31 protein-coding genes are annotated in these 26,546 nt (G+C 31.9%); 15 read left to right on the top strand and 16 right to left on the bottom strand.

The features are described from left to right. Nucleotides 1-41 precede the first annotated feature (41 nt). The 4 genes from L1276_RS05630 to L1276_RS05615 all read left to right on the top strand — a co-directional run bounded on the left by L1276_RS05630 (nt 42) and on the right by L1276_RS05615 (nt 2,270). Entirely contained in the window at nt 42-1,199 is a 1,158-nt protein-coding gene (locus L1276_RS05630) for a class I SAM-dependent RNA methyltransferase (protein WP_253786050.1), read from the top strand. A 124-nt stretch (nt 1,200-1,323) separates the two neighbouring features. Continuing rightward, entirely contained in the window at nt 1,324-1,560 is a 237-nt protein-coding gene (locus L1276_RS05625) for a hypothetical protein (RefSeq protein ID WP_253786049.1), read from the top strand. A gap of 18 nt (nt 1,561-1,578) precedes the next feature. Beyond that, nucleotides 1,579-2,115: an aspartate/glutamate racemase family protein gene (locus L1276_RS05620; protein ID WP_253786048.1), complete on the top strand. Its 537-nt coding sequence runs from the start codon at nt 1,579-1,581 to the stop codon at nt 2,113-2,115. Between the two features lie 14 nt (nt 2,116-2,129). Continuing rightward, nucleotides 2,130-2,270: an aspartate/glutamate racemase family protein gene (locus L1276_RS05615; RefSeq protein ID WP_253786047.1), complete on the top strand. Its 141-nt coding sequence runs from the start codon at nt 2,130-2,132 to the stop codon at nt 2,268-2,270. Nucleotides 2,271-2,327: 57 nt separating this feature from the next. Here L1276_RS05615 and L1276_RS05610 read toward each other — a convergent pair whose 3' ends face one another. From L1276_RS05610 to rlmD, 3 genes are read right to left on the bottom strand one after another with little or no spacing between them, the layout of a single operon-like run. Continuing rightward, the gene (locus L1276_RS05610; RefSeq protein WP_253786046.1) at nt 2,328-3,155 is read right to left on the bottom strand and encodes a DUF6048 family protein; all 828 of its coding nucleotides are present in this window, start codon (nt 3,153-3,155) and stop codon (nt 2,328-2,330) included. After that, a complete protein-coding gene (locus tag L1276_RS05605; RefSeq protein WP_253786045.1) occupies nt 3,127-3,675 on the bottom strand; it encodes a DUF6452 family protein in 549 nt (182 codons plus the stop codon). The genes L1276_RS05610 and L1276_RS05605 overlap by 29 nt, the downstream gene beginning before the upstream one ends. A 14-nt stretch (nt 3,676-3,689) precedes the next feature. Next, nucleotides 3,690-5,102 (bottom strand): 23S rRNA (uracil(1939)-C(5))-methyltransferase RlmD, encoded by a 1,413-nt coding sequence (rlmD, locus tag L1276_RS05600; protein ID WP_253786044.1) that lies wholly within the window; start codon nt 5,100-5,102, stop codon nt 3,690-3,692. 332 nt (nt 5,103-5,434) lie between these two features. Between rlmD and L1276_RS05595 the strand changes: the two genes are divergently transcribed. Next, nucleotides 5,435-6,313, top strand: coding sequence for a sensor histidine kinase KdpD (locus L1276_RS05595; RefSeq protein WP_253786043.1), 879 nt, complete (start codon nt 5,435-5,437; stop codon nt 6,311-6,313). Between the two features lie 111 nt (nt 6,314-6,424). Here L1276_RS05595 and L1276_RS05590 read toward each other — a convergent pair whose 3' ends face one another. From L1276_RS05590 to epsC, 4 genes are all read right to left on the bottom strand, one after another. After that, entirely contained in the window at nt 6,425-6,730 is a 306-nt protein-coding gene (locus tag L1276_RS05590) for a hypothetical protein (protein WP_253786042.1), read from the bottom strand. 131 nt (nt 6,731-6,861) lie between these two features. Further along, complete coding sequence (locus tag L1276_RS05585; protein WP_253786041.1) at nt 6,862-7,848, bottom strand: aldo/keto reductase; 987 nt, start codon at nt 7,846-7,848, stop codon at nt 6,862-6,864. Between the two features lie 129 nt (nt 7,849-7,977). Further along, nucleotides 7,978-8,865, bottom strand: a complete 888-nt coding sequence (gene cysM / locus L1276_RS05580; protein WP_253786040.1) for a cysteine synthase CysM — start codon at nt 8,863-8,865, stop codon at nt 7,978-7,980. A 2-nt stretch (nt 8,866-8,867) separates the two neighbouring features. Then, nucleotides 8,868-9,659: a serine O-acetyltransferase EpsC gene (gene epsC, locus L1276_RS05575; RefSeq protein ID WP_253786039.1), complete on the bottom strand. Its 792-nt coding sequence runs from the start codon at nt 9,657-9,659 to the stop codon at nt 8,868-8,870. A 190-nt stretch (nt 9,660-9,849) separates the two neighbouring features. Here epsC and L1276_RS05570 point away from each other — a divergent pair, with 190 nt between their 5' ends. Continuing rightward, nucleotides 9,850-10,551, top strand: a complete 702-nt coding sequence (locus tag L1276_RS05570) for a DUF1003 domain-containing protein (RefSeq protein WP_253786038.1) — start codon at nt 9,850-9,852, stop codon at nt 10,549-10,551. 15 nt (nt 10,552-10,566) lie between these two features. On the opposite strand, the gene L1276_RS05565 is transcribed toward L1276_RS05570, so the two are convergent. Beyond that, entirely contained in the window at nt 10,567-10,833 is a 267-nt protein-coding gene (locus tag L1276_RS05565) for a DUF2752 domain-containing protein (RefSeq protein ID WP_253786300.1), read from the bottom strand. Nucleotides 10,834-10,957: 124 nt separating this feature from the next. Here L1276_RS05565 and L1276_RS05560 point away from each other — a divergent pair, with 124 nt between their 5' ends. Together L1276_RS05560 and L1276_RS05555 are read left to right on the top strand one after the other, a co-directional pair. Next, nucleotides 10,958-11,143: a hypothetical protein gene (locus L1276_RS05560; protein WP_253786037.1), complete on the top strand. Its 186-nt coding sequence runs from the start codon at nt 10,958-10,960 to the stop codon at nt 11,141-11,143. Then, the gene (locus L1276_RS05555) at nt 11,133-11,684 is read left to right on the top strand and encodes a Smr/MutS family protein (protein WP_253786036.1); all 552 of its coding nucleotides are present in this window, start codon (nt 11,133-11,135) and stop codon (nt 11,682-11,684) included. Before L1276_RS05560 ends, L1276_RS05555 begins: the two co-directional genes overlap by 11 nt. A gap of 153 nt (nt 11,685-11,837) precedes the next feature. On the opposite strand, the gene L1276_RS05550 is transcribed toward L1276_RS05555, so the two are convergent. Continuing rightward, entirely contained in the window at nt 11,838-12,845 is a 1,008-nt protein-coding gene (locus L1276_RS05550) for a hypothetical protein (protein WP_253786035.1), read from the bottom strand. Nucleotides 12,846-12,932: 87 nt separating this feature from the next. Here L1276_RS05550 and L1276_RS05545 point away from each other — a divergent pair, with 87 nt between their 5' ends. Then, a complete protein-coding gene (locus L1276_RS05545) occupies nt 12,933-14,057 on the top strand; it encodes a cysteine desulfurase family protein (protein WP_253786034.1) in 1,125 nt (374 codons plus the stop codon). A gap of 50 nt (nt 14,058-14,107) precedes the next feature. Here L1276_RS05545 and L1276_RS05540 read toward each other — a convergent pair whose 3' ends face one another. The 4 genes from L1276_RS05540 to L1276_RS05525 all read right to left on the bottom strand — a co-directional run bounded on the left by L1276_RS05540 (nt 14,108) and on the right by L1276_RS05525 (nt 18,328). Then, nucleotides 14,108-14,668, bottom strand: coding sequence for an L-threonylcarbamoyladenylate synthase (locus L1276_RS05540; protein ID WP_253786033.1), 561 nt, complete (start codon nt 14,666-14,668; stop codon nt 14,108-14,110). A gap of 358 nt (nt 14,669-15,026) precedes the next feature. After that, a complete protein-coding gene (locus tag L1276_RS05535) occupies nt 15,027-16,166 on the bottom strand; it encodes an acyltransferase (RefSeq protein WP_253786032.1) in 1,140 nt (379 codons plus the stop codon). A gap of 117 nt (nt 16,167-16,283) precedes the next feature. Then, nucleotides 16,284-17,237 (bottom strand): hypothetical protein, encoded by a 954-nt coding sequence (locus tag L1276_RS05530; protein WP_253786031.1) that lies wholly within the window; start codon nt 17,235-17,237, stop codon nt 16,284-16,286. Between the two features lie 14 nt (nt 17,238-17,251). Further along, on the bottom strand, nt 17,252-18,328 hold the full coding sequence (locus tag L1276_RS05525) for a glycosyltransferase family 1 protein (RefSeq protein WP_253786030.1): 1,077 nt from the start codon (nt 18,326-18,328) through the stop codon (nt 17,252-17,254). 84 nt (nt 18,329-18,412) lie between these two features. Between L1276_RS05525 and L1276_RS05520 the strand changes: the two genes are divergently transcribed. Further along, nucleotides 18,413-19,180 (top strand): Kdo domain containing protein, encoded by a 768-nt coding sequence (locus L1276_RS05520; RefSeq protein WP_253786029.1) that lies wholly within the window; start codon nt 18,413-18,415, stop codon nt 19,178-19,180. Here the strand turns inward: L1276_RS05520 and L1276_RS05515 are convergent. Next, nucleotides 19,161-19,934 (bottom strand): glycosyltransferase family 2 protein, encoded by a 774-nt coding sequence (locus L1276_RS05515; protein WP_253786028.1) that lies wholly within the window; start codon nt 19,932-19,934, stop codon nt 19,161-19,163. The genes L1276_RS05520 and L1276_RS05515 overlap by 20 nt on opposite strands. 17 nt (nt 19,935-19,951) lie before the next feature. Further along, nucleotides 19,952-21,016, bottom strand: a complete 1,065-nt coding sequence (locus tag L1276_RS05510; protein ID WP_253786027.1) for a glycosyltransferase family 9 protein — start codon at nt 21,014-21,016, stop codon at nt 19,952-19,954. 129 nt (nt 21,017-21,145) lie between these two features. On the opposite strand from L1276_RS05510, the gene L1276_RS05505 reads away from it, so the two are divergent. Continuing rightward, nucleotides 21,146-21,898 (top strand): glycosyltransferase family 2 protein, encoded by a 753-nt coding sequence (locus tag L1276_RS05505; RefSeq protein WP_253786026.1) that lies wholly within the window; start codon nt 21,146-21,148, stop codon nt 21,896-21,898. A 55-nt stretch (nt 21,899-21,953) separates the two neighbouring features. Here the strand turns inward: L1276_RS05505 and L1276_RS05500 are convergent, their stop codons facing one another. Next, nucleotides 21,954-22,769, bottom strand: coding sequence for a 2,3,4,5-tetrahydropyridine-2,6-dicarboxylate N-succinyltransferase (locus L1276_RS05500; RefSeq protein ID WP_125719511.1), 816 nt, complete (start codon nt 22,767-22,769; stop codon nt 21,954-21,956). A gap of 279 nt (nt 22,770-23,048) precedes the next feature. On the opposite strand from L1276_RS05500, the gene L1276_RS05495 reads away from it, so the two are divergent. From L1276_RS05495 to L1276_RS05480, 4 genes are all read left to right on the top strand, one after another. After that, nucleotides 23,049-23,678: a PAS domain-containing protein gene (locus L1276_RS05495; protein WP_253786025.1), complete on the top strand. Its 630-nt coding sequence runs from the start codon at nt 23,049-23,051 to the stop codon at nt 23,676-23,678. 149 nt (nt 23,679-23,827) lie between these two features. Continuing rightward, entirely contained in the window at nt 23,828-24,244 is a 417-nt protein-coding gene (gene ruvX / locus L1276_RS05490; RefSeq protein ID WP_253786024.1) for a Holliday junction resolvase RuvX, read from the top strand. Between the two features lie 125 nt (nt 24,245-24,369). Beyond that, nucleotides 24,370-25,863 carry a malate:quinone oxidoreductase gene (locus L1276_RS05485; protein ID WP_253786023.1) on the top strand — a complete coding sequence of 498 codons (1,494 nt, stop codon included), beginning with the start codon at nt 24,370-24,372 and terminating at the stop codon, nt 25,861-25,863. Between the two features lie 81 nt (nt 25,864-25,944). Next, entirely contained in the window at nt 25,945-26,517 is a 573-nt protein-coding gene (locus L1276_RS05480) for a cysteine hydrolase family protein (RefSeq protein WP_253786022.1), read from the top strand. Nucleotides 26,518-26,546: the final 29 nt, after the last annotated feature.

Raw genomic sequence — 26,546 nt, 5'->3', positions numbered from 1 at the left:
TGTGTCTGTGATTGGAGTTGTTTTTTAATACAAAAATAAAGATGGAAGAAAATTTTAGAATGATAGCCAAATGTTTTTTTGGCTTTGAAGAGATATTAGAGAAAGAATTGCTTGCGCTTGGGGCTCAGGATGTTGAAAAAGGCGTAAGAATGGTAAGTTTTAAAGGGGATAAAGGTTTTATGTATAAAGCTAATTTATCGCTTAGAACGGCCCTTAAAGTCTTAAAACCAATTTATTCTTTTAGAGCTAATAACGAACAGGCATTATACAAAGGAATTTCGGGCATAAACTGGTCGAAACTGCTAAATGCCAACCAGACTTTTGTTATTGATGCAACGGTGCATTCGACTTATTTTAATCATTCTGAATTTGTTTCTCAAAAATGTAAAGATGCTATTGTTGACCAGTTTAGAGAAAGAACTGGACAGCGGCCAAGTATTGATAAACAATATCCGGATTTAAGAATTAATGTTCATATCGATAAAGATCAGGTTTCGGTTGCTTTGGATACTTCTGGAAATTCACTTCATCAGCGCGGTTATAGAACAGCAACTAATATTGCACCTATAAACGAGGTTTTAGCAGCTGGAATTCTATTATTATCAGGCTGGGATGGACAAACTCATTTTTTAGATCCAATGTGTGGTTCTGGAACTTTTCTTGCCGAAGCTGCAATGATTGCCTGCAATATTCCGGCAAACATTAACCGTAAGGAGTTTGCTTTTGAGAAATGGAAAGACTGGGATAATGATTTATTTGATACAATCGTTGACAGTTTAATGAAGAAAACAAGAGAGTTTCATTATACAATAAAAGGTTTTGATAAAGCACCAAGTGCCGTTAGCAAAGCAAAAGATAATATTAAAAATGCCAATCTTGAAGATTATATAACGATTCAGGAAGATAACTTTTTTGATACCGAAAAAACGGTTGAAGGAAAACTTCATATTGTTTTTAATCCACCATATGATGAACGTTTGGATATTCATATGGAAGAATTTTACAAAAATATAGGTGATACTTTAAAGAAAAATTATCCTGGAACAAATGCCTGGTTCATCACAGCAAATCTGGAAGCTTTAAAATTCGTTGGATTAAAACCATCAAGAAAAATCAAACTTTTTAACGGAAGTCTTGAAGCACGTTTGGTAAAATACGAAATGTACGAAGGAAGTAAGAGAACGAAATTTCAGCAATAAGATTCTAAGGCACTAAGAAATTTAGCTTTAAGTATAAATCATAATTCAGGTTTTAAGAGGTTAAGTTCAAAGAAGAGAAAACTTAGGACCTTAGCATCTCAGAACCTTAGTAACTTTAAAAAAAATGTCAAAACTACAAGTAAGAGCATTTCTATATCAATTAGGATGTTTCGCAATTTTATTTATTTTAGGAAGATTTTTGGTGGCTATGTATACTGGTCTAACAGGACTTTGGATTCCGATGACTGCTTTTATTGTGGCTACTTTGATTTCGCCTAAATTTCAGGCCGTGAAAACAAAAGACGGTGAAAAACTTTTTATGAAATGGATTTTTATAAAAGGTATTAGAGAAATTGGATAATTTTTTTAAATCAGCAATATGAAGAAAATAGGACTTATTGGCGGTATAAGCTGGGTTTCGACTACAGATTATTACAAACTTATAAATCTTGGAATAAATGAAAAGCTTGGAGGGTTAAACTTCTCTGAATGTTTAGTTTACTCTTTTAATTATGCTGATATTAAGAAAAACAACGATAATAACGATTGGGATTCTACCTTTAATATGCTTTTTAAAGGATGTGACTTTTTAAAATCGGGCGGGGCAGAAGCTATTGTTTTATGTGCTAATACGATGCATTTAATTGCAGATAAACTTCAGGAAGCAATTGGTTTACCAATTATTCATATTGCTGCTGAAACAGCTCTGGAAATTCAAAAACAGCAGCTTAAAAAAGTGGGATTATTGGGAACTAAGTTTACAATGGAACTTGACTTTTTTAAAAATAAACTTGCTGATAAAGGAATCGAAGCTATAATTCCAATAAGCGAGGATGATAAAAATTTTATTCATTACACTATTTTTGAAGAATTGGGAAGAGGAATCGTAACCAATGAAACGAAAAACGCTATTTAGAAATCGCAGATCAATTGATTAAAAACGGAGCAGAAGGCATTATTTTAGGATGTACTGAAATTCCGCTAGTAATTAAAGAAGGAGATTTATCTGTTCCTATTTTTGATACGACTTTGATACACGCAAAAGCAGCTGTTGAATTTCAGTTGTCTTAAAAAAATAAAAAAGCCCTGAATTTCTAAATTCAGGGCTTTTTTTATATTTAAGAAGCTTTACTTTTTAGGAGCTTGGTTTATTATTTCAGGCACAATTGTTTTTTTCTTGTAAATTGGAATGAAATAAGAAACAGTATAGTTGAATCCTACTCCAAAACTTCCGTCATACGTTCTGTTGAAACCCGGAATATAAAGATTATCAAATCCTGAAGGCTTGTTGTTCATTGCCAAAAGTTTAAGCTGTACGCCAAATCCAACAAAGACATTATTAAAAACTTTGGCTTTAACTCCCAATGCAACTTCCAGCCATGCAGCAGATAATCCGCTGTATTTTTGGTTTACCGAAACGGCAGGCTGTTCTCCCCAATACGGATTTGGATTATAAATTTTATAACTGTTTAAATCCTGGCTGAAAGAACTAAAACCTCCTCTTAAACCAATCGTAATAAGGTTTTCCATATCAAGCCAGTTGTCATACAAGTTATAGTCAAAACCTCCTTTAATATAGGTTCCTGTAGCTGTAGAATTTAATCTATCATCATCAGTAGTTTTATCTTCAAAACCTAATTCGGCGGCGATGTAATACTTTTTGGTTAAACGCCAGTCTGCTGTAAATTCAATTCCTTTATAATCTTTGTCATAAAAAGCTCTGGTCAGTTTATATAAATCGACACCCACTCTTAAACCATAACGATCTGTTTTTACAGGAATACTGTCTTTTTTGATCTCTTTAACCGCAGGTTTTGGTTTTGCAGTTTCAGTTTTTGGTTTTTGATTATCGAGGTCTCTTACTGTTATGGTATCTTTTATTACCACCTGAGAATATCCCAAAAACATTGATAAAAGAAAACAAAGACTAAAAGTATGCTTTAACGTGTGTTTCATTTTCAAATTCGATATTAGAATTAAAGACATTAATGTTCAGCATCCAGAAACCGTCACCAGCAGGATCTGTTCTTATCAATCCTGAATTGGCTGTATTATCACGCGGATTTAATGTAAAAGTGGTTTTATAACCGCAGGCTCTCGAAACATATACATTTTGAGTTGCATAATTAAATGTCAAAACATCTATATTTGGATTTGCACTTGTTGCATTAAAAATAAGCTTATACGTTGTTGTTTTAGCATCTATTTTTAATGGTAAAGAAATGGTATTGGCATTTGTTAAATACTTTGTTACCGAAGTTCCATTTTCGTTAAAAATAATCGCATCAGCATCATCTTTACCTTCACCGACTACTTTTAAATTGGTAACCGTTTTCAGTGTAGTTGGAGCTGCGTTATCATAAAATGTAATTACAAGTCTGGGAGTTGTAGGTGTATTTGCATCGCAAATATCATCTTTCTCACAGCTGGACAAGCCAAAAGTAAAAAGCAATAAAAGAGAGATTATTTTTTTCATTTACAGTTTTATAATTATCGAAGTTCTAAAAGTACAACATTTTCAACATGGTGTGTCTGCGGGAACATATCAACCGGACGTACACGTGTTACTTTGTATTTTTCATCCATCAAAGCTAAATCACGTGCCTGTGTTGCAGAATTGCAGCTTACATACACAACTTTTTTAGGCGCAATTTTTAAAATTTGATCAATAACGGCAGCGTGCATTCCGTCTCTAGGCGGGTCTGTAATAATAACATCCGGTTTACCATGCTGTGCAATAAAAGCTTCGTTGAATACCACTTTCATGTCTCCAACAAAAAACTCACAATTGGTAATATTATTGCGTTCAGCATTTGCTTTAGCATCTAAGATTGCTTCTGGAACACTTTCTACACCAATTACTTTTTTTGCTTTTTTAGAAACAAATTGTGCAATAGTTCCTGTACCTGTATATAAATCGTAAACGGTTTCTTCTCCTGTTAATCCGGCATAATCACGCGTTATTTTGTATAATTCGTAAGCCTGATCAGAATTTGTTTGATAGAAAGATTTAGCATTGATGCTGAATTTTAAACCTTCCATTTCTTCTAAGATATAATCTCTTCCTTTGTAAAGCTTTATATCCTGATCGTAAATAGTATCGTTTTGTTTGGCATTTACCACATATTGTAAAGAGGTAATCTGCGGAAACTTTTCGTAGATATGATCTAAAACCAATTCACGGTTTGTTTTATCATCTTCAAAAAACTGAATCAAAACCATAATTTCGCCGGTTGAAGCCGTACGAATCATTAAAGTTCTTAAAAGACCAGAATGTTCTCTTGGATTAAAAAAAGCTAAATTGTGCTCGTTGGCAAAAGCTCTAATTTCGTTTCTAATAGCATTTGAAGGATCTTCCTGTAAATGACATTTTTCGATGTCCAGAATTTTATCCCACATTTTCGGAATATGAAATCCTAAAGCATTTCTGTTTCCTAAATCTTCCGTGCTTCCAATTTCTTTTTCGGTTAACCAACGGCTGTTCGAAAACGAAAATTCCATTTTATTTCTGTAGAAAAACTGTTTGTCTGAACCTAAAATAGTTTCAAATTCAGGTAATTCAACTTTTCCAATACGCTGTAAATGATTTTTTACTTCGTTTTGTTTGTAATACAACTGCTGGCTGTATTTCATATTCTGCCATTTACATCCGCCGCAAACACCAAAATGATCGCAGATTGGATCGATACGGTGTTCGGATAATTCGTGAAATTTTACGGCTTTTCCTTCGTAATAGGCTTTTCTTTTTTTGAATGTTTGTACATCAACAACATCTCCAGGAACGACATTTGGAATAAAGATAACTTTTCCGTCAGGAGCTTTTGCTACTGATACTCCCTTTGCTCCGGCATCAAGAACCTGAATTTGATGAAAGACAACTTTGTCTGTATTTTTTCTTCCCATAGCGCAAAAATAAGCCTTTGTAAACTTTTACAAATTTTATTTTCATAATATTTTGTCAAATTGTGTAATTTGTTAGTTTAATTAACTTTAAAAGTTAACTTTGTTTTTACTATTAAGCCCCAAGCTGCAATATCTAACCTATAGTTTTGTTATGTTTTATGAAATTATATCATAACCTTTCGCAAATTAGCTTTTTGAAAAAAAGTTATGCGTTTAAATTCTTATTTGTTGCTTTTATAGGAATTCATATTCCATTAATTGGAATCCTTTTTTTTGTCCTTTTTTTTGAACACACTATTTCTCCCGCTTCAATTCTTGTTTTTTCATTAATAATGACATTATTAGCGACTGCAATAACACTTTTGGTTCTTAAACAGCTCATAAAACCTATTTCTATCGCATCAAAATCTTTAGATGATTACAGAAACAGCCGTAAATTGTCTATTCTTCCCACTGAATATACTGATGAAGCCGGATTGTTGATGTGTAACATTCAGGAATCAATTTATGAATCTGAAAGTTTCATAAATGAAAAGCAGGATTTAATTTATATGCTTTCGCATGATTTGAAAAATTTTGCCGGAAATCCGCAAGGTTTGGCAAAACTTATTTTAAGCGAAAACCCGTCTGAATCTGTAAAACATCTGGCTGATTTAATTTGTGAATCAACTAATTTACAATTCCGATACATCGAAAATTTCATAAAATTATTAAAAGAACAAGATCAGATTTCAAAAATAACGCCTGAGTTTAGAACGATTTCTTTTCAAAATATTCTCCCTTTTATTAATGAGCAGGTTGAACAGCGATTATTAGACAAGAATATAACGCTTAATTTAAATGTTGAGACAGATGAGGCTAAACTTAAAATAGATGAAGGCCTTCTGGTTCAGGTTGTCGTAAATTTGATTAGTAACGCGGTAAAATTCTCTTATTTTGACAGCGAAATTAAAGCAAGAATTTACAAGGAAAACTCGAATTTAATAATAACGGTTACAGATAAAGGAATTGGTTTTGACAAACATCAAATAGAAGAATTGTTTAAAAAGTTTACCAAAATGAGCCGATTAGGAACTGCAAATGAATCTTCTACCGGAATTGGACTTTATTTATGTAAAAAAATTATTGAAAAAAATAAAGGAAAATTAAGTGCTGCAAGTGAAGGTAAAAATAGAGGAGCAGAATTTAAAATTGAGTTTGAAACCAATTAAATCTAATTCTGCCTGTTTTATTTTAAAAAACAAGTTTTGCTTTTCCATCGATACAATTGATACTTTTTGGAGGATTTGCAGGAGCACAGTCGCCTAAAATATTCCATTTTACTACATAATCTGATTTGTTTTGATATACTCTTTTATTTTAGCATCTAGTTTAACTTTATCGGCTTTTTTAGAATATAAAATATAACCTCTATTAGAGCCGCACGCTGATGAACTAAGAAGTTCAAAGCCCCATTCTTCCGGATTTATACAAATCTGCGAGTTCACTAATGAAAGCTCGATAATTTCATTATACATTATTTCTAATCTTTTTGATGTTTCTTCCGCAGTTTCATCATCATCATTATTATTGCTGCAGGAAGCAAATATTAAGCAGGTAGAAAATATAATAAAACTTAATTTTTTCATGGTTAGTGAATTACCGGGTTAGTTTTATTAGTAAGATGTTTCTTTAGTAAAATGGTTGCGTGGAATTAAAAAAATCTGAGATACAAGAGCTAAAATTTAGCATCTCAATATCTCAGAATCTTAAAAAAAAATTACCAAAGTTGATGTACTGAAGTCTTGATATATTCTTCGTAAATTTTATTCATGGCTGAAATTTTCTCTGAAGATAATTTTGGCAGATCATAAACAGATAAATTCGAAAGCACGTGACTTTCCTTTGAAGCTCCGGGAATAATACAGCTGATTTCGTTAAAGCTTAAAATCCACTGCATAGCAATAGGAGCAAGGTTTGTTGTTTCAGGAAATAAAACTTTTAATTCTTCAACAGCTTTTAAACCTAAATCATAATCAATTCCTGAAAAAGTTTCCCCTTTATCAAAAGCATCGCCGTTTCTGTTGAAATTACGATGATCCTGAGCATCAAAAGTGGTTTTAGCATCAAATTTCCCTGTTAAAAGTCCACTTGCCAGAGGAACACGTGCAATAATTCCAATATCTTTCTTTTTGGCTTCCGAGAAAAATAATTGCGACGGACGCTGACGAAACAAATTAAAAATAATCTGAACGGTTGTTACATTCGAATATTCGATAGCTTTTAAGGCTTCTTCAACTTTTTCGACACTTACGCCCAAATTCTGAATTTTGCCTTGATCTTTCAGGCGATCAAACATTTCAAAAATTTCAGGGCGGTAATATACTTCTGTCGGCGGACAGTGCAGCTGAATCAAATCAAGGGTTTCTAATCCAGTTCTTTTTAAACTGTCTTCTACAAACTTCTGAAGTACTTTTGGCTGATAGCCTTCATTGACATGCGGATTAATCTGGCGTCCGCATTTTGTGGCAACGTAAATACGTTCTGAACGCGAACGAACCACACGTCCAACGGCAGTTTCGCTTAATCCGTTTTCATAAACATCGGCTGTATCAATAAAATTCACGCCATTGTCTATGGCTGTATTGATAAGTTCATCGGCAGTTTTATCATTAAATCCCGATCCCCATTTTCCGCCAACCTGCCAGGTTCCCAGAGAGATTTCAGAGATATTAAAATTTGTTTTTCCTAGTTTTCTGTAGAGCATTTTTTTAGTTTCTAAGTTGCTAAGGTTCTAAGGTACTGAGTTTTTTTTCTGAAGATGTTAAATTCCTAAGTTGATTGGATCAAAAAAATAAAACTTAAAATTTTGGTAACTCAGAATCTAGTATCTTTTTTAATCAAATAAATCCGAAGACAAATAACGATCTCCGCGATCGCAGATAACGGCAACCACAACTCCAGATTCTAATTCTTCCGCGATTTTAAGGGCGACTGCTACAGAACCGCCGCTGCTCATTCCTGCAAAAACGCCTTCTTCCAGGGCTAATCTTTTGGTCATTTCTCTTGCTTCCTCTTCGCTTACATCAACAACGGTATCTACTTTCGAAGCATCAAAAATTTTAGGTAAATATTCCTGAGGCCATTTACGGATTCCGGGAATTTGAGATCCGTCGCTAGGCTGAGCGCCAATAATTTGAACAGCAGGATTTTTTTCTTTTAAATAAGTCGAAGTTCCAATAATAGTTCCGGTAGTTCCCATTGCCGATACGAAATGTGTTACAGTTCCTTCGGTATCATTCCAGATTTCCGGTCCGGTTGTTTTGTAATGCGCTTTCCAGTTGTCATCATTAGCAAACTGATTTAGCATGATATAGCCTCCTTCTGCTACTTTTTTATCAGCATAATCCCTTGAGCCTATAATTCCTTCTTCAGCAGGCGTTAAAATAACCGTAGCGCCATATGCACGCATGGTTTGTGTTCTTTCTTTTGTTGAATCTTCAGGCAAAACCAATTCGATTTCAATCTGAAATAATTGTGCAATCATAGCAAGAGCAATTCCGGTATTACCGCTTGTTGCTTCAATTAATTTATCTCCTTTTTTAATTTCGCCCCTTTCAAGAGCCGCTGCAATCATGTTATATGCTGCTCTGTCTTTTACACTTCCGCCCGGATTATTTCCTTCGAGTTTCAGTAAAAGTTTGACGTTTTTATTTTTAACCAAATTGACCGTTTCCATTAATGGAGTATTTCCAATTAGGTTTAGCAGTTTCTGTGGACCCATTTTTATTTTTTTTCTTTTATTTTGACTTCTGTTGTTGTGGTGTTTAATACGATTGAATCTTCCGGGATAGATTTGGTAACCCATGAATTTCCGCCAATAACACTGTTTTTTCCTATAATTGTGCCTCCGCCCAAAATTGTGGCATTGGCATAAATACAGACATTTGCTTCAACCGTTGGATGTCTTTTGGCATTTTTCATTTCTTTGCTTACGCTTAAAGCTCCCAAAGTAACACCCTGATAAATCTTAACGTGTTTTCTAATAACGGTAGTTTCTCCAATAACGATTCCTGTTGCGTGATCTATAAAAAACGGCGACGCAATATCGGCACCTGCGTGAATATCGGTTCCGGTAATCCTATGTGCATATTCGCTCATTAATCTCGAAAATAATAATAAATCCAGTTTATATAATTCGTGGCTTAATCTGTAAATCGCGATCGCATAAAAGCCGGGATATCCTAAATAAACTTCATCGATACTGTTTGATGCCGGATCATTTTCAAGAATATAAGCAGCGTCTTCATTTAATTTTTCTAAAACGCCAGGAAGTTTTTCTACGAAGCGATCCCAGATGGATTCGCAAAGATTTTCAGGCTTTTTGCAGGCTAAAACAGCGATTTCTTTAAAACGTATTTCAAGTTCGTCAATGCTTTCGTCGAGTGCGGCATTCGAATCAAAAAGTGTATAAAAAAGCTTCTCGGTAAAATCTTCAGTCTTGGTTTTGATACCGTAATTTATATTAGAATGGCTTTTTAAGGCCTTAATATTTTGTATGATATTGTCTTTTGTCACAATAATAAAATTGAATGGATATTTTAAAACGTTAAAAGTAAGGTGTTTTTTGTAAATAAGGACACGAATTGACTAAAGAAATTTTGTTTTGAGAATGCTATTTGTGATAAATCAGACAATAATAAATGCTTATATTTTATATGATTCTTAAGAAGTTAATTGTGTAAATTAGCAGATAAAATTTGCAAAAATGAAAAACAATTCAACTTTTAAAAGTGCTATTTCTAATGTTTCTTTTCCTGAAAGTGAGAAAATTTACGGTAAATCAATTCATGATCCTATTTTAGGTCTTATTGTTAATGATCATCCTTCTTTTTGTGATGATGACTCTATTTCAATTAAGGAATTAAATGAATACCGTCAAAAATATATTTCCAATTATTTGTCTACTGAAATGGGAATGCTTTCGGACTTAGAGAAAAGCGTTATTACCTCTTTAAAAGAAGATAAATCGATCGTAAGTATTGTGGAAGATGAAGATGAAAGTCGGAATTTTGGCCAAAAAATAGCCGATAAGGTGGCCGATTTTGGCGGAAGCTGGACATTTATAATCTCATTTGTTGTTTTTATTATAGTTTGGATCAGCTCTAATGTTTATATTTTAGTTAATAAAGGATTTGATCCCTATCCGTTTATTTTATTGAATTTGATTTTGTCTTGTATTGCCGCACTTCAGGCTCCCGTAATTATGATGAGTCAGAATCGTCAGGAAGAAAAAGATAGAAACCGTGCTAAAAAAGATTACATGATTAACCTGAAATCTGAATTGGAAATTAGAATGATTCATGATAAAATTGATCATTTAATTATGCATCAGCAACAAGAATTAATTGAAATTCAAAAAGTGCAAATCGAAATGATGAACGATATTTTGAACCAGATTAAGAAGTAAAATTAATTCTGGAAATCAAATGTAAAAGTGTTTATAGACGTAACCAATACACATAAAAACAATGTTGATGGTTGCTGCTTTCCAAATTATTTTTTGATAATTTCTCGATTTATCCAGAAAATAGAAAGCGAGTAAAACTAAAAATAACAGGGTAGTGTATAGGGCCGGGTACATATAAAATGCGGCTGAAAATTCACCTTTAAAAAGTAAGAATAAAGAACGCTGAAAACCACAGCCCAAACACTCATAACCAAAGAGTTTTTTGAACAGGCACGGAATCATATATTTCTCTAAATTCACAGGATAATTTTTTTACAATTTTACAAAAAAATATTGGATAACATTTCAAAAGAAAAACAACTGCTAGTTTAAAGTTTTATACTTTTGAATTATCAAACTTAAAAAAATGAAAACGTTTAAAATTTTAATCATGATTCTTGCCATTTCGGTTGCCTTGTATGAGCAGGTTTCAGATCAAAAAAATATTTATATAATGGTTATTGCAATTGCAGTTTTTATGTATGGAATGATGCAGCTGAGTGCAAAAACACCAAGTAAGAATCAAGAAAAAGAAGAGCAGGATGTTGACTAAAGGAGATAAAGTTTCGGTTTTAGACGAAGCAATAAACGGAACCGTAGTTTCGGTGAAAAACAAGGAAGTTTTGATTGAAACTGAAGATGGATTCATGATGACATTTTTTGTCAATGAATTGGTTGAAATACAAGATTCCAGTGATTTAATGAATTCTATTAAAAGGATTGATTTAGAAGAAATTACAAAAGAGAAAACAGAGCCAAAACCTCGAAGTTTTGTTAAGGAAAAGAAAGATAAACGTGAAATTTCGGCTCCGGAATTTGATTTGCATATTGAAAAACTGGTGCCAAATAAACGTGGTATGTCAAATTATGATATTCTGACTCTGCAGACGGAAACTGCAAAAAGACATATTGAATTTGCGATAAGAAACCGCATTCCAAAAATCGTTTTTATTCATGGTGTGGGCGAAGGAATTTTAAAAGCCGAGCTTGATTTTTTATTAGGACGTTATGACGGAATTGATTTTCAAGATGCGAATTATCAAAAATACGGCTTAGGAGCAACAGAAGTTTATATTCGTCAAAACAATAAATAAAGCTGCTTTTTGAGTTTGCAAATGGTTTATTTTAAAGCATAAAAAAACGTCCGTTTTCATTTGATTTTCTAGTTGAAATCAGTTTGAAAACGGACGTTTTTTTTGTAGGAAAAAATATTCAACGTATTAAGTTGAACTTAATACTTCTTATCATTATATTGTAACAGTTATTTTACCTAAAAGGAAAGTATTTCCTAATTGGAAATAACTATTATCTTTTGTTAGTTTTATATTTTTTAGCACAACGGTATGAATAAATGTGTTGTCGCCAATTTTTTCTGTAGTAACCTCTACAGTTGCTTTTTTAGCTTCGCTGGTATCTGTACCAATCCATGTTTCTCTTAATGCAGGCACAGTAGGAATTTGTGCGGCACAAAAATTATAAGCATCAGTAATACTTCCTGATCCGTTTACAAAGTTTCTATATACTACTTTGTTAGTTGTTGCGCTTACAGCCTGCGATCTTGGCTGTCCTGGCGGTGTTGCTTCATTAAGCAGTAAAGCTGGATCTAAATTTTCTACTGTTAATGTAAAAGATGCATTATAGTTGTAAACTTTGGTATTATCATCACATTTTTTAGCTTCACCAGTATCTGCATTTATAAATGTTAAATCAGCAGGAGTAACTGTTGTTTGAAAAGTGCCATATTCAAATAGTGCTTCAACCTGTGGTCCGGCAGGTTTTTGAAAAGTTATATTTTCAAACGTAATAGCGTGATTATATGCTTTTATTCGAAAAGAGTCATTGGCATCAATATCTGTAGGTACCTGTGAAGAAACAATTTTTATCTTTCCTGCGCTTCCTACCCATTCTTCTGTAACGTTTGGAGAACTTGGCGGAATGGTGCCGCATATATTGTCTTTGGCTACAGTACCGCTGTAGGCTCTGTATAAAACTCGATATTGTGCATTGTCTATGTCATATGTCACTGTATTATTGTCATTGACAATACCTTCTGTTTGAGGTAATTGTAAAATTAGTGCCTCTTGGGTTTTTAACTTGTATATTATAACAGGATCAGTGCTTAGAGAATTTTCAGTAAACGTAGTACAACTTACAGGCGTTACACTATCAAAATTTATTTCGTCTACAGTTAGATCTCCATCATCGCAGCCGTTTAACAAAAACGCCAGAAATATAAGGCTTGCATATTTTTTCATTGTAATTTTTATTTGTGCCAAAAATAGTGAAAAATTTGGCAATTGATATTTAAGATTAGACAATTGATATTTCATAACTTTGCATTAATGAAAAAAGTATATCTCGATAACGCCTCAACGACTGCGATGCGTCCTGAAGTTATTCAGGAAATGACTAAAATTATGAGTGAGGATTTTGGAAATCCTTCGTCTACACATAGTTTTGGACGAAATGCCAAAACCATTTTAGAACTTTCAAGAAAAAACATTGCTAAACATTTAAATTGTTCGGCACAGGAAATTCTTTTTACTTCTGGAGGAACTGAAGCAGATAACTGGATTTTAAGATCGGCAGTTGAAGATCTTAAAGTAGAACGTATTATTACTTCAAGAATAGAACATCATGCGGTTTTATACACTGTTTTGGCTTTGCAGTCAGATTATAATATTCAGGTTGATTATGTGACGGTAAATGCTGACGGAAGTATCGATTTAACGCATCTGTCTAATTTGTTATCTGATGAAAAGAAAACGATAGTTAGTTTAATGCACGTTAACAACGAAACAGGAACTATTTTAGATTTAGACAGAGTAGGAGTTATCTGTAAGCAATATAATGCCTTATTTCATTCAGATACGGTTCAGTCAGTTGGAAAAACAGAAATCGATCTTCAAAAAACGTCTGTAGATTTTATTCTGGCAAGTGCACATAAATTTCACGGCCCAAAAGGTGTTGGTTTTGCTTTCATTCGAAAAAATACGGGTTTACAGCCTTTAATTTTTGGAGGGGAACAAGAAAAAGGGCTTCGTGCCGGAACAGAAGCGGTACATCAAATTGCCGGAATGGCAAAAGCACTGTCTGTTTCGTATGAAAATTTAGAGGAAGAAAGAAACTATATTTCTAACTTAAAAAAATATTTAATCGTACAATTAGAAGCTAATTTTCCGGGTTTTAGAATAAACGGCAAAAAAGACGATTTCTATAATGTCATTAATATTACGCTGCCATTTTCTCCTGATAAAACTTCTATGCTTTTGTTTAGTCTGGATATGAAAGGAATTGCAGTTTCCCGAGGAAGTGCCTGCCAATCTGGAAGTATTAAACCTTCGCATGTTTTAAAAGAAATGCTTTCGGATACGGATTTAAAGCTGCCTAATCTGAGAATTTCATTTAGTCATTACAACACAAAAGAAGATATCGATTGGTTGATTGAGAGCCTTAAAACTGTTTAAAGTTTCAAGTTTCAGGTTCGAACAGAACTTGAAACCTGAAACAAAATAAGCTATTTACGAATAACTTTTACCTGCGAATCTTTCGTTAGTTTTATGATTGTCGAAGGTTTACCAGCCACCTTATCCTGATTTAGTTTTACGACATAATCAACGCCTTTAATAATTTCTGGATTTATATCTTTAAAAGACATTGGAGTTGGCTGTCCAGATATATTGGCAGATGTTGAAACTAATGGTTTTTTCATTCTTTCCATTAATTTGAAGCAAAAAGGCTCTTTTACTAATCGAACACCAAGTGATTTGTCGGCTGAAATAACATTATGTGCCACGTTTCTGGCATCGTCTAAAATTAATGTAGTTGGTTTTTCAGATAAATCAAGAATCTGCCAGGCAACTTCAGGAATATCTTTAAAAACATTGTACATCATTTTTTCTCCGTTCATTAAAACAATCATGCTTTGAGTTTCGGCACGTTGTTTCAGCTTGTATATTTTTGCAACAGCTTCGGGATTAGTAGCATCACATCCAATTCCCCAAACGGTATCAGTTGGGTAAAGTATGATGCCGCCTTCTTTTATAACTTCGTAAGCGTTGATTATTTCCTCATTCATGTTCTATAATATTTAATTCTAAATTTCAGTTTTTATTAATGTAAAAAACTAATGCCAATTCTTATTTGAAGCAGCTTTTAAAATGTCAAAAATAAACTATTTTTTGGGTTTAAAATTATTTCCTTACAGTCAAAGTTTTATAATCCTAAAGAGAAGGACTGTTGTATAAAGTATAAGAAAATATGATGCGTGTATTAAAGAGTTTTTAAAAAAGGCATTTCAGAGAATGTTTTTAGCAGGGAAATAGCGATATCACTGTAACAATAAAGTAGTCTGTAAGAATTGAATACTTAGAATGTGTATCACAATTTAAGAATTTAAAAAAGTCACTTACAAAATTTATATAACTGACTTTTTTTTATTTTTTTATTCGATTCATTAGAGGCAGCTCAATGTACTTAAAACAAAGTTGGCAAATAAAAATTAAAGGCATAATAGATAACGTTATAATAGTCCAGAATTCGATCTCTGTTAATGTTCTTGCTTTTTCTAATCCAATTATAAAGTGAAAAATTATAAAGAGAAAAATACCATGTAATAGATAAAGACTATATGTTATTTGTCCAAATTTACGCGAGAATGAACTTGACAGAGCTCCAAAGAAGCTGTTTCCTGATGCAATAATTAAAAATACTATTGATGATATTATAATTTGAATTGGTTTTCTTCCGCCATTAAAAAAGTATATTGAAATTGATAACAAAAGAAGAGCCAAAATAGTATATTTTTTTTGCTTTAAAATTGCTGGAATCTTTTTTGTATTCATTAATAAAGCAACAATAATTCCACCTGCAAATGGTACAAAGTGCCTCAATGATGATTTGTTTAAAATCATAATTATTGCTGCTGCCAATGTAAAGCTTAATACAGCTTTTAAATTAATTTTTATCTTAAACCATAAAGCTATAAGCGGTAATAAAAAATAGAATGCCCATTCATAGGGTAGTGTCCAGGTTATTCCTGCGTTTAATATAAAAGTATCTTCTAATCCGTTAAGGTTTGAATGTTTCTTACTTACATTAAAAAACAACCAGGAAAGAGTACTTTTTAAAATTTCAATAAAAGAGACTCTAAGCGTAAATTGAGTTAGAAAAGCTGCTAGAATAAAAATAATAATTATTGAAAAAAAATACATCGGAAAAAGTCGTAAAAACCTTGACCTAAGATAATTTAACCAATCAATTTCTCCCGTTTTATTATGAAGTAATTTAGATGTAAATAAAAAAGCTGTAATTATAAAAAAGAAAATGACTGAAGTTTCGCCAAATTGATTGAATAGGTTAGATTCTGGATCTTTCCAGTCTGTGGTTTTTAAAAACACTTGCCAGATATATGCGTGGTGCAGGAAAACAAAAAAAGCCAAATAACCTCTTAATCCATCAATTTCGGGATAGCGAATTTCGGCTAAATCTATTTTTACTGATTTATTTATCAGTAAAATAGATAAGATTAAAAAAAACAGAATTGGAATAAAAAAAATAGAAATGGTACCGTTCATATGGTATAATTAGGTAAACTTGACTCAAATTATATAAGCCGCTAAATGCTTAAATGTAGTCAAGATACTGTTAATTTTTTTTAAAACAATTTTTTTAAAACAATTTTTTTAAAACAATTAATTTTTAAACACCAAATCAATCCATCCATCAACAGTATACTTTCTGAAAATTTCGTCTGGTATTTTTTCGTATTCATTTTCGAAAAAAGCTACTGGTATTTCAGGATTTTTTTCGTCAATAATAAGAATATTATTAGGATTGTAAAAGTCGTAGTTTTTAATGTCCGAATTAGTTGTAATAAGCTTTTTTTCTAGACCTAAGCTTTCAAAAACCCTAAATGTTAAACCAATTTGCCCTGCTCTGTTAATATCTAATAAAACTTTTGAACGGCTTACATAATCATCTACTTCTGACAAGGTTAAAAACTTATTTATATAAGTAATTTTATCATCACTTACTTTATGTTTTTTAGAGTAGGTAATAAACTTAAAGTTGATGTTTTTAGACTTTAATTCTTCGGCAATTCTAATTAAGATTGATATTCTTTTATCGATTGAAAAAATGGAAAAAACATTATAGTCAAAAGTATTTTTGTCTGCAATGTTTGCATTTGAAGTATAGATCCAATTAGAAGCAAATTTTAGATTGAATTTTTCGCAATCTTCTTTCTCAAACGAATAAACTTCATCATAACAAGGCAAAACTCGTTTGATGTTAGGACAACGGTACGTGTTGTCATTAAAAAAGCCAATGGTTTTTTTAGCGTATTTTTTAAATTCTAATGTACTTTTAGGATCTATAAAATCACCTTTTATAGTTAAAATTACATCTTGTATTTCGTTATTTTTTTTTAACTCTTTTAGTATTTCGTTACCGTGATGCTGATGCTTTAGGTTGGTTTGAAAAAAAGCTTTCAGAACAAAATTATAAGCTTTGTGAAATACAGAAGGGTATTTGTACTTGTAGTCTCTAAAATTAATATGTTTTACAGTATGACCTTGTTTTTCCAGGTTAGTCTTAATGTGATCATTAAGTCCTAAATTGTCAAGACTTATGAGGGTTATATTCATAATTTGTTTATGTGTTACTGTAAAATATTCCTATAAACTTCTAAATATTCAGCTGCGGCAGTTTTCCAATTAAAACTTGCGGCTCTTTGTTTAAAAGCGTTTTCAAATTCCACTTTATTATTTTCAAAATCGTTTAATCCGTCAAATAATACATTCTTCATGTATTCAGGGTCAAAATTAGACCAGTATTTTGCTGCGCTTCCTCCAATTTCTGGTAATGAAGTCTTGTCAGACAAAAAAGTCGGTTTTCCAAAACTCATTGCTTCAATTGGCGGTAAACCAAAACCTTCTCTAATTGAAGGGAAAAGAAATGCAGTACAGTTTTTCATGAAAAACTGTTTACCTTCATTAGTCACTTTTCCGGTTAAAAAGACCTGATTACTTAAGCCGTTATCGTTTATTAGTTTTTTTATTTCTTCGCCATATTGTTTGTTGTTATTGCCGGAGATAATTAAATTATAATCTTTTATCAGTTTCATCATATTGATGATAGATTCATAATTTTTTCTTTCGATAAAATCACCAATAGTATAAAAGAAAGGCTTATCGACAGGTACATCTGCTATATATGAAGATGTATCAAGCAGTTCTGTAATCGGGTTTCCGTTGTAAATAACATATTCAGGAACATTTGGCACATTAAAATATTTATGCGTTTGTTCTTTAGAATATTCTGATATATAGGTAATTGCTGTTGATTTGTTTAGTTTTTCTAAAAAAAGCTTATTTCTTTTGTGATTTAAATCTGCTGAGACTTCTTCAGTAAAATTTACATCGTGAATTGTTAATAGATATTTTGTACACGTAAAAGGCTCTACTTTTATATTTTGATTCATAGAATGCCATAAATCATATTTTTTACGAATTCTAAAAAACTTCATTCTGGATAAACTGCTATATTTATTATAGTTGAATTTTTTACCAAATTCACTTTCAAGAAGTTTAGTATCAGTAGCATTTAATGTCAATTTTAGATCCTCAAATTCTAATTGAGATAAACCTTTAATTAGTTCATAATTAAAAGTTCCTAAACCGCCAGCTCTGTTATTGATGTTATGAGTTTCTAAAAAAACGCTTTTTTGATTCGACATTCTTATATTTTTTTTACGAAAATACAATAATAATTTGAAGTCTTAAATCGTATACGTATTTTTGTTGTTTATAAAAAAAAGCTGATGAATTTTAAAGTAAATCCAATTTTCGAAAATAGCGGTGAGTCGATACTTAATAATATCAAAATGTTTAGTTCTACCGGTGAACTTTTTGGAAATGGAGATCGTAACAAGATAAAATTGTTTGATTTTAATGTAAAGAAAATCAATATAAAATCTTTTAAAATTCCGAATATAATTAACAAAATTGCTTATAGATATTTTAGAAAATCCAAAGCGAGGCGTTCTTTTGAATATGCAACTATTTTATTAGAAAAAGGTATTGGAACTCCTGAGCCAATTGCTTTTCTTGAAAATTTTAATATTTTAGGTTTAAAAGACAGTTATTATGTAAGTGAGCATTTAAATGCTGATTTGACGTACAGGGAACTGGTAGAAAATCCGGATTTTCCTGATCATGAAAATATATTAAGACAGTTTACAAGATTTAGTTTTGGACTTCACGAAAAAGGAATTGAATTTCTGGATCATTCTCCCGGAAATACTTTGATTAAAAAGAATAACGAAGGAACATATGATTTTTTTCTTGTCGATTTAAACAGAATGGAATTTCATAAATCGATGACGTTTGAAATGCGAATGAAAAATTTGTGCCGTTTGACTCCTTTTAAAGAAATGGTTGCAGTTATGAGTAATGAATATTCAAAATTGTATAAGGAGGAAACTGAACAAAAAGCGTTTGAAACTTTATGGCAATACACAGCCGATTTTCAAGAGCAGTTTTATAGAAAAAAACGTCTAAAAAAGAAACTTAAATTCTGGAAGAAGTAATTCGGAAAAATTCTTTATAACGTACAAAAATGCTGTAAGCATTTAAGTAGCATATTGTTATTCCTTTTCTACCGTCTAAAAAACCAAACCTAATTATATATTGGTATAAAAAAGTATAAACTGGGTGAAAAAACAGAAGCAATTTACTTGGTTTTTGCCCTTTTTTTATTTTTTCATTGGCTTTTAAAATGCCATACTTATACATTTTTAATTTGTATTCTATGTATGAAGTATAGGAATAATGTATGAGTTTATTTTTTAAAACGGCAGTTTTTCCGTTTACGATTAGTTTTTCGTGTACCATTCTATTCTCGGTATATCTGCAGTATACTTTATTAAAAAGGCGGTAAATTTTATCGGTCTGCCAGCCGCTAAAACGCAGTTTGCGATTCTTGAACATAAAAATTCTATAAAACAAATAGGCACTTACGGCGTCTTGACTATTTATTGTCGAAAGAATTTCTGTTTTAAGCTTAGGAGTGAAACATTCGTCAGCATCAATAAACAATATCCAATCGTTTTTTGCCTGATCTATAGCAAAATTTCTTTGTGAAGTATAGTCAATAAATTGTTTTTCAATTAATTTGACATTTGAGAATGATTTTACTATTTCTGCTGTTGAATCTGTACTATATGAATCAACTATGATTATTTCGTCAGCAAAGTCAATACTTTCGAGCAGAGATTTTATATACCGCTCTTCGTTAAAAGTAATGATTAAAACAGACAGCTTTTGTTTTTCGATAGTATTCATCCGATGCTTCTATTTTTTCAATTTTTGTATTCTTGAAAATAGGCTTCTAATTTTTCCAGTATTAATGGTAAAGGATATTCGGCGTAATACTCAAAAGTATGATCTTTGATGTATTGCTCAGTATGCTGTTCGTATATTTCCGGTTTTAAATCTTTTAAATGAATAGAAGCATTTTTGGCTTCATTTTCAAACAACTGCCAGGTTTCTTTTCTAACAGAAGGGGTAAATATTGAAAAAGTTGGAATTTCAAGGGCTTTTGCCATATTTACAGCTCCGCCTTCATTTCCAATCAACATTTCGCATTGAGAAAGTAATGCTAAAAACGGACGAAGTTCAGTACAGTACAAATCGAATACAATGTGTTTTTTAGTTTCTTCGCTGCAATAATTATAAACTTCTAATGCTAAATCTTTTTGAAATGGAACGTAGTTAAAAATTATTGTTGCATTAGTTTTAGCGACTGTAAAATCTATAATTTTTGCCATTCCTTCCAGAGGATAAGTCTTAAAAGGCTCACTTCCTAAAATACCAAACATAATCAATGGTTTTTCAGTATCTATATTATAACTCTTTAAGAGGTTTTTTGCTTCTTCAATTTCAGAATTTTTTAAAAATATCTTTGGTTTTACGTCGGTTATTTTTTCTGATATAAAAGGTTTTAAAAGCAATAATCTATTCTCAATTGCTAATCCGTGTTCAGACTCAATTGCATCAAAACGCTCGTAAGTGTAATTGTAGATTATTTTTGTATATGATTTATAATACGAAACTTTGTATTCTGCTCCAGAAAACATCGTAATTAAGTTGGTTTCTAATTTAGAATATACATCTATTACAGCATCGTATTTTTTTCTGCGAATCTGAAAAATAAATTTAAACAAAGAAGGAATTGATTTTCGAACTTTATTCGATAATGGAATAATATTGTCAATATTTGGATTTTCTTTAAGTACATCCACAGAATTAGGATAGCACATATAGTCAATCACTGAATCAGGAAATTTAGTTTTTAAGTTGTTACAGATTATACTACTGGTTAATACATCTCCAATTCTTTTTTGCTGAATGACTAATATTCTCATTTTTTATTTGTTCAATTTAGAGGCTAAATTACAAACAATTTTATGAAGTCTGCAAACGGAAGAAGCGAATAAGAATAAATTAGTTTAAAAAAAAATCATACTTTTGCGGCTAATAAATTAAATTTTGCAATGGAAATTAGTGGTCTTATTATTACTTTCAACGAAGAAAAAAACATAGGAAAATGTATTGATGCTTTATTAAAAGTTTGTGATGAAGTTATTATAGTTGATTCTTTTAGTAAAGATCGCACAGTTGAAATCGCCAAAGAAAAAGGTGCAATAGTTATTGAACAGGCTTATTTAGGAGATGGGCCGCAGCGTGCATATGGTTTGCCATATTGTAAAAATGACTGGGTTTTAAACCTGGATGCAGATGAGTTCCTGGATAAAGATGCAGAAGAATTTATACTTAGCAAAAAATATCTTGAAGGAAATTATGATGCTTTTAGTTTTAGAGTAAAAAACTTTTTGGCAGATAAATTAATAGATTTTTCAGGCTGGTACCCGGATCATAAAGTTCGTTTTTTTAATAAACAAACGGCATATCCTTCAGATGCAGTAATACATCAAAAAATAATTACTCAAAACGAGAAAAAAGTTGCTGTACACATTTTGCACTATGGCTGGGATTCTTTAGACCAGATTATAGCAAAGAAAAATATGTATTCTGGCTGGCACGCTCAGCAATTATATGATAAAGGAAAAAGAATAACTGTATTTAAGCCGGTTATAAACGCAACAGTTGCTTTTGTACGCTGTTACTTTTTTAAGAAAGGAATTTTTAATGGAATGGATGGGTTGTCACTTGCAGTGATTCAGGCTTTCTTCTCTTATGCAAAATATGCTAAACTTTTAAGGCATCAAAACGAGAACAAAAAATAAAAAAAGGGGATGATTTTTTAATCATCCCCTTTTTTTTCTTAATTATTTCTAAATATTATACCGCAACATCGTATTCGCGAAGAGCATTGTTTAATGAAGTTTTCAAATCTGTAGATGGTTTACGAGTACCAATAATTAAAGCACATGGAACCTGAAATTCACCAGCAGCAAATTTCTTAGTATAGCTTCCTGGAATTACAACAGAACGTGCAGGAACAAAACCTTTCATTTCAACAGGTTCATCACCAGTAACATCAATAATTTTTGTTGAAGCAGTTAAACATACGTTAGCACCAAGAACAGCTTCTTTACCAACGTGAACACCTTCTACAACAATACAACGAGAACCAATAAAAGCACCATCTTCAATAATTACCGGAGCAGCTTGTAATGGTTCTAAAACACCACCAATTCCAACACCACCGCTTAAGTGTACATTTTTACCAATTTGTGCACAGCTTCCAACAGTTGCCCAAGTGTCAACCATAGTTCCTTCATCCACATAAGCACCAATATTTACATAACTTGGCATTAAGATAACACCGCTTGAAATGTAAGCCCCATAACGTGCAACCGCATTTGGTACCACACGAATTCCTTTTTCAGCATAATTTCTTTTAAGTAACATTTTATCATGATATTCGAAAATACCAGATTCCCATGTTTCCATTTTTTGAATTGGAAAATACATTACCACTGCTTTCTTAACCCATTCGTTTACCTGCCATTTGTCACCAACTGGTTCAGCAACACGTAGTTTTCCTGCATCAACTAATTCGATAACTTCTCTAATAGCATCTGTTGTAGTAGTTTCTTGTAATAAAGCTCTGTTTTCCCAAGCTTGTTCAATTATAGTCTGTAAAGAATTCATAGTTTAAATTTTTGGCAAAGATAAAGTATTTAAAGAAAAGCAAAAAAGTAAACGAGATTGAAAATGTTATAAGTGTAACATTTTGTTTTTAATTTGATAAACTTCTTTAAAGTTTCTTAAAGGAAATAGTAAACAAAAACAACCTCTAAAAGTTTTTTTTATATCAAAATATGACAAAAGTCAGATTTTCGATTTTTTCTTCTCTCTACTTTTGTCTAATTAATTCTTACAAATCAGAATTAAAAATACCAATCCAAAAACATATTAAATTTACAAGACATGAATCAAGAAAATCAACTTCGAACACCTGTAACTGTTATCGATAAAGAAGTTACATGGGATAAAACACAAGTAATTATGAGTAAGACAAATGCTTTTGGTATTATCGAATATGCCAATGAAGTTTTTGTTGATGTTTGTGGTTATGAAGATTACGAATTGATGGGGCAGCCACACAATATTATTCGTCATCCAGATATGCCGAAAGTTATTTTTAAAGTACTTTGGGAAAATCTTAAAAACGGAAAAAACTTTCATGCAATTGTAAAAAACTTAGCAAAATCAGGAAGATACTATTGGGTTATTACTGATTTTGATATTGCAAGAGACGAAAACGGGGTTATTGTAAATTACTTTGGAAGAAGACAAGCAGTGCCACAAGAAGTTGTTGCCATGCACATTGAACCTTTGTATAAAAAATTGCTTCAAATTGAAGCGGCAAGCGGAGTAGAGTTTAGTGAAAAATATTTAATAGGTTTCTTAGAAGAAAAAAAGAGAACTTATGTAGAATATATTAAGGAGTTAATTTTCGAGCACGAAAAGACGCAGGCAAAATTTGCTCATTATGAAGAAGACCAAGATTCTGAAGAAGAACACAAAGGTTTTTTTGGCAGGTTATTTAATCGATAGAATAAGATTTAGTTTTTAAATATTTAGGTTCTGGTCCGTTTTGAGTTCGCTCAAGACGGACCTTTTGGTTTAGATTTAAAAAAAAGAAATCCGGAAAGATTAAATTATACTTTATGATATTTCCTTTTTATCTTTGATAAAAATTTCACATGCCAAGAATCCTCTCCATAGATTACGGACAAAAACGCACCGGAATAGCCGTTACTGATGAAATGCAAATTATAGCTTCGGGGTTAACTACGATTTCAACTCACACTTTAATTGATTTCCTTAAAGATTATTTTGCCAAAGAAAAAGTAGAAGCTGTTTTAATTGGCGAACCAAAACAAATGAACGGTCAGCCATCTGAAAGTGCTTCTGTAATTAATGGATTTGTAACACATTTTTCTAATATTTTTCCTGATATGAAAGTAATTCGTATGGATGAACGTTTTACTTCAAAAATGGCATTTCAAACTATGATTGACAGCGGGCTCAGTAAAAAACAACGCCAGAACAAAGGTTTGATTGATGAAATTTCTGCAACAATTATGCTTCAGGACTATCTTTCTTCTAAACGTTTTTAAGTTTATTTCTGATTAATTTCTCTTTTTTGGAAAAAATTATAGTTTCCTAACTTTTATCATGTAAAAATTAGTTTTTTTTTGCGATTGAAAGAAGTACCTTTGCACTTTAAAAACAAATTACTGTTATGCCTGACAATACAATACGTTCCAATAGTGAAGTAGTGCTTATTGGAGCTGGAATTATGAGTGCAACTCTTGGATTAATTTTAAAAGAACTGCAACCAGATATAAAAATTGAAATTTACGAAAGACTAGATGTGGCGGCAGCCGAAAGTTCAGATGCTTGGAATAATGCAGGAACTGGACACTCTGCTTTTTGTGAACTAAATTATACCCCAGAAAAGGCAGATGGAAGTATTGATCCTAAAAAAGCAATCAGCATAGCTGAATCATTTGAAATTTCACGACAATTTTGGTCGTATTTAGTGCAGCAGAATAAAGTTCCATCTCCAGAAAATTTTATAAAAAGTGTTCCTCATATGAGTTTTGTTTGGGGAGATAAAAATGTAGAATATTTAAGAAAAAGATTCGAAGCACTTCAAAGCAATCCTATTTTTGCAGATATGACATTCAGTACTGACTTTAATCAGTTAGAAGAATGGATGCCTCTTGTTATGGAAGGAAGAGAAGCTGGCGAAAAATTAGCAGCAACTCATATGGAAATGGGAACCGATGTAAATTTTGGTGCCTTAACAAGAAGTATGTTTAATTATCTTGAAAAATTAGACGGTGTTAATTTGTACTTTAATCACGAGGTTAAAAAATTAAGACAGCGTGAAGATAAATCCTGGAGAATTAAAATTACAGATTTGTCAACGGGACAAAAACGTAAAGCATATACAAAATTCGTGTTTATTGGTGCTGGTGGTGGTTCATTACCATTGTTAGAAAAAGCAAATGTTCCGGAAGGACATGGTTATGGAGGTTTTCCGGTTAGCGGACAATGGTTGAAATGTACAAACCCGGAAGTTATAGCTAAACATCAGGCAAAAGTTTATGGTAAAGCAAGCGTTGGAGCACCTCCAATGTCTGTTCCGCATATTGATACACGTGTAATCGATGGTGAAAAAGCACTTCTTTTTGGTCCTTTCGCCGGATTCTCAACACGTTTCTTGAAAAATGGATCTTATTTAGATTTACCATTATCCATAAAAGCAAACAATTTAATTCCAATGCTTTCAGCGGGATTTCATAATATTCCACTAACCAAATATTTAATCGAGCAGGTTCGTCAGTCTCCAAAAGACAGAATGAAAGCACTTCGTGAATATTTACCAAGTGCCCGTTCTAAAGACTGGAAATTAGAAAAAGCAGGACAGCGTGTTCAGGTTATCAAAAAAGGTAAAGATGGCGGTGGAGTTCTGGAATTTGGTACAGAAGTAATCAATACACATGACGGAACGTTAGCGGTTTTATTAGGAGCTTCTCCTGGAGCATCAACAGCCGTAGCAATTATGGTTGACTTAATCAGCAGATGTTTTGCAAATCAGGTTAAAACACCGGAGTGGGAAGCAAAAATGAAAGAAATGATTCCTTCTTATGGTAAAACTCTGAACGATAAACCAGAGCTTTTAGCAGAAATGAGAAAACATACAGCTGAAGTTTTAAAAATTAAATAAATAAAATTTCGAATATAAATAAAACCAAAGGACTTAGTTTGTAAATAACTGAGTCCTTTTTTAATTTTAACCAAAAACAATATGGCACTTTTAAAAACAAACAATCCTGCGTTAATTTTAATTGATATTCAAAAAGGATTTGATGATATTGATTATTGGGGAGGACAAAGAAATAATTTAAATGCGGAAGAAAATGCGGCTGAGATTTTAAAATTGTGGAGAGAAAATAATCTGCCTATTTTTCATATTCAGCATTGTTCTTCTAATTCCAATTCTTTACTTAATGAAAATAATTCCGGTAATGAGTTTAAAGATTTGGTCAAACCAAATGGTGATGAAATTGTTATTAAAAAGAATGTAAACAGCGCTTTTATCGGAACAAATTTAAAACAACAATTAGATAATGCTGAAATAAAGACATTAGTAATTGTAGGTTTAACAACAGATCATTGTGTTTCGACAACAACAAGAATGGCAGGAAATTTTGGATATGAAACTTTTGTGGTTTCAGATGCAACAGCAACGTTTAATAAAAAAGGAGTAGAGGGGCAGAATTTTTCGGCAGAATTAATTCATGAAACCGCTTTAGCAAGTTTAAATGAAGAGTTTGCTGCTGTTGTAACAACAGATTTTGTGAAACAAAATATCAAATAAAAAGAGAGGAAATGAAAGAATTAAAAGCC

This window comes from Flavobacterium sp. HSC-32F16, from assembly GCF_024171645.1.
Taxonomy (GTDB): Bacteria; Bacteroidota; Bacteroidia; order Flavobacteriales; family Flavobacteriaceae; genus Flavobacterium.
Note: the sequence above shows the minus strand (reverse complement) of the source record. Positions and strands in the feature narration are given on the sequence as shown.

What these genes read in the sequence shown, in the direction of transcription:
- L1276_RS05630 (WP_253786050.1), top strand. Translation starts at nt 42, where the DNA reads ATGGAAGAAAATTTTAGAATGATAGCCAAATGTTTTTTTGGCTTTGAA.
- L1276_RS05625 (WP_253786049.1), top strand. Translation starts at nt 1,324, where the DNA reads ATGTCAAAACTACAAGTAAGAGCATTTCTATATCAATTAGGATGTTTC.
- L1276_RS05620 (WP_253786048.1), top strand. Translation starts at nt 1,579, where the DNA reads ATGAAGAAAATAGGACTTATTGGCGGTATAAGCTGGGTTTCGACTACA.
- L1276_RS05610 (WP_253786046.1), bottom strand. Translation starts at nt 3,155, where the DNA reads ATGAAACACACGTTAAAGCATACTTTTAGTCTTTGTTTTCTTTTATCA.
- L1276_RS05605 (WP_253786045.1), bottom strand. Translation starts at nt 3,675, where the DNA reads ATGAAAAAAATAATCTCTCTTTTATTGCTTTTTACTTTTGGCTTGTCC.
- rlmD (WP_253786044.1), bottom strand. Translation starts at nt 5,102, where the DNA reads ATGGGAAGAAAAAATACAGACAAAGTTGTCTTTCATCAAATTCAGGTT.
- L1276_RS05595 (WP_253786043.1), top strand. Translation starts at nt 5,435, where the DNA reads ATGACATTATTAGCGACTGCAATAACACTTTTGGTTCTTAAACAGCTC.
- L1276_RS05590 (WP_253786042.1), bottom strand. Translation starts at nt 6,730, where the DNA reads ATGAAAAAATTAAGTTTTATTATATTTTCTACCTGCTTAATATTTGCT.
- L1276_RS05585 (WP_253786041.1), bottom strand. Translation starts at nt 7,848, where the DNA reads ATGCTCTACAGAAAACTAGGAAAAACAAATTTTAATATCTCTGAAATC.
- cysM (WP_253786040.1), bottom strand. Translation starts at nt 8,865, where the DNA reads ATGGGTCCACAGAAACTGCTAAACCTAATTGGAAATACTCCATTAATG.
- L1276_RS05570 (WP_253786038.1), top strand. Translation starts at nt 9,850, where the DNA reads ATGAAAAACAATTCAACTTTTAAAAGTGCTATTTCTAATGTTTCTTTT.
- L1276_RS05565 (WP_253786300.1), bottom strand. Translation starts at nt 10,833, where the DNA reads ATGATTCCGTGCCTGTTCAAAAAACTCTTTGGTTATGAGTGTTTGGGC.
- L1276_RS05560 (WP_253786037.1), top strand. Translation starts at nt 10,958, where the DNA reads ATGAAAACGTTTAAAATTTTAATCATGATTCTTGCCATTTCGGTTGCC.
- L1276_RS05555 (WP_253786036.1), top strand. Translation starts at nt 11,133, where the DNA reads ATGTTGACTAAAGGAGATAAAGTTTCGGTTTTAGACGAAGCAATAAAC.
- L1276_RS05550 (WP_253786035.1), bottom strand. Translation starts at nt 12,845, where the DNA reads ATGAAAAAATATGCAAGCCTTATATTTCTGGCGTTTTTGTTAAACGGC.
- L1276_RS05545 (WP_253786034.1), top strand. Translation starts at nt 12,933, where the DNA reads ATGAAAAAAGTATATCTCGATAACGCCTCAACGACTGCGATGCGTCCT.
- L1276_RS05540 (WP_253786033.1), bottom strand. Translation starts at nt 14,668, where the DNA reads ATGAATGAGGAAATAATCAACGCTTACGAAGTTATAAAAGAAGGCGGC.
- L1276_RS05535 (WP_253786032.1), bottom strand. Translation starts at nt 16,166, where the DNA reads ATGAACGGTACCATTTCTATTTTTTTTATTCCAATTCTGTTTTTTTTA.
- L1276_RS05530 (WP_253786031.1), bottom strand. Translation starts at nt 17,237, where the DNA reads ATGAATATAACCCTCATAAGTCTTGACAATTTAGGACTTAATGATCAC.
- L1276_RS05525 (WP_253786030.1), bottom strand. Translation starts at nt 18,328, where the DNA reads ATGTCGAATCAAAAAAGCGTTTTTTTAGAAACTCATAACATCAATAAC.
- L1276_RS05520 (WP_253786029.1), top strand. Translation starts at nt 18,413, where the DNA reads ATGAATTTTAAAGTAAATCCAATTTTCGAAAATAGCGGTGAGTCGATA.
- L1276_RS05515 (WP_253786028.1), bottom strand. Translation starts at nt 19,934, where the DNA reads ATGAATACTATCGAAAAACAAAAGCTGTCTGTTTTAATCATTACTTTT.
- L1276_RS05510 (WP_253786027.1), bottom strand. Translation starts at nt 21,016, where the DNA reads ATGAGAATATTAGTCATTCAGCAAAAAAGAATTGGAGATGTATTAACC.
- L1276_RS05505 (WP_253786026.1), top strand. Translation starts at nt 21,146, where the DNA reads ATGGAAATTAGTGGTCTTATTATTACTTTCAACGAAGAAAAAAACATA.
- L1276_RS05500 (WP_125719511.1), bottom strand. Translation starts at nt 22,769, where the DNA reads ATGAATTCTTTACAGACTATAATTGAACAAGCTTGGGAAAACAGAGCT.
- L1276_RS05495 (WP_253786025.1), top strand. Translation starts at nt 23,049, where the DNA reads ATGAATCAAGAAAATCAACTTCGAACACCTGTAACTGTTATCGATAAA.
- ruvX (WP_253786024.1), top strand. Translation starts at nt 23,828, where the DNA reads ATGCCAAGAATCCTCTCCATAGATTACGGACAAAAACGCACCGGAATA.
- L1276_RS05485 (WP_253786023.1), top strand. Translation starts at nt 24,370, where the DNA reads ATGCCTGACAATACAATACGTTCCAATAGTGAAGTAGTGCTTATTGGA.
- L1276_RS05480 (WP_253786022.1), top strand. Translation starts at nt 25,945, where the DNA reads ATGGCACTTTTAAAAACAAACAATCCTGCGTTAATTTTAATTGATATT.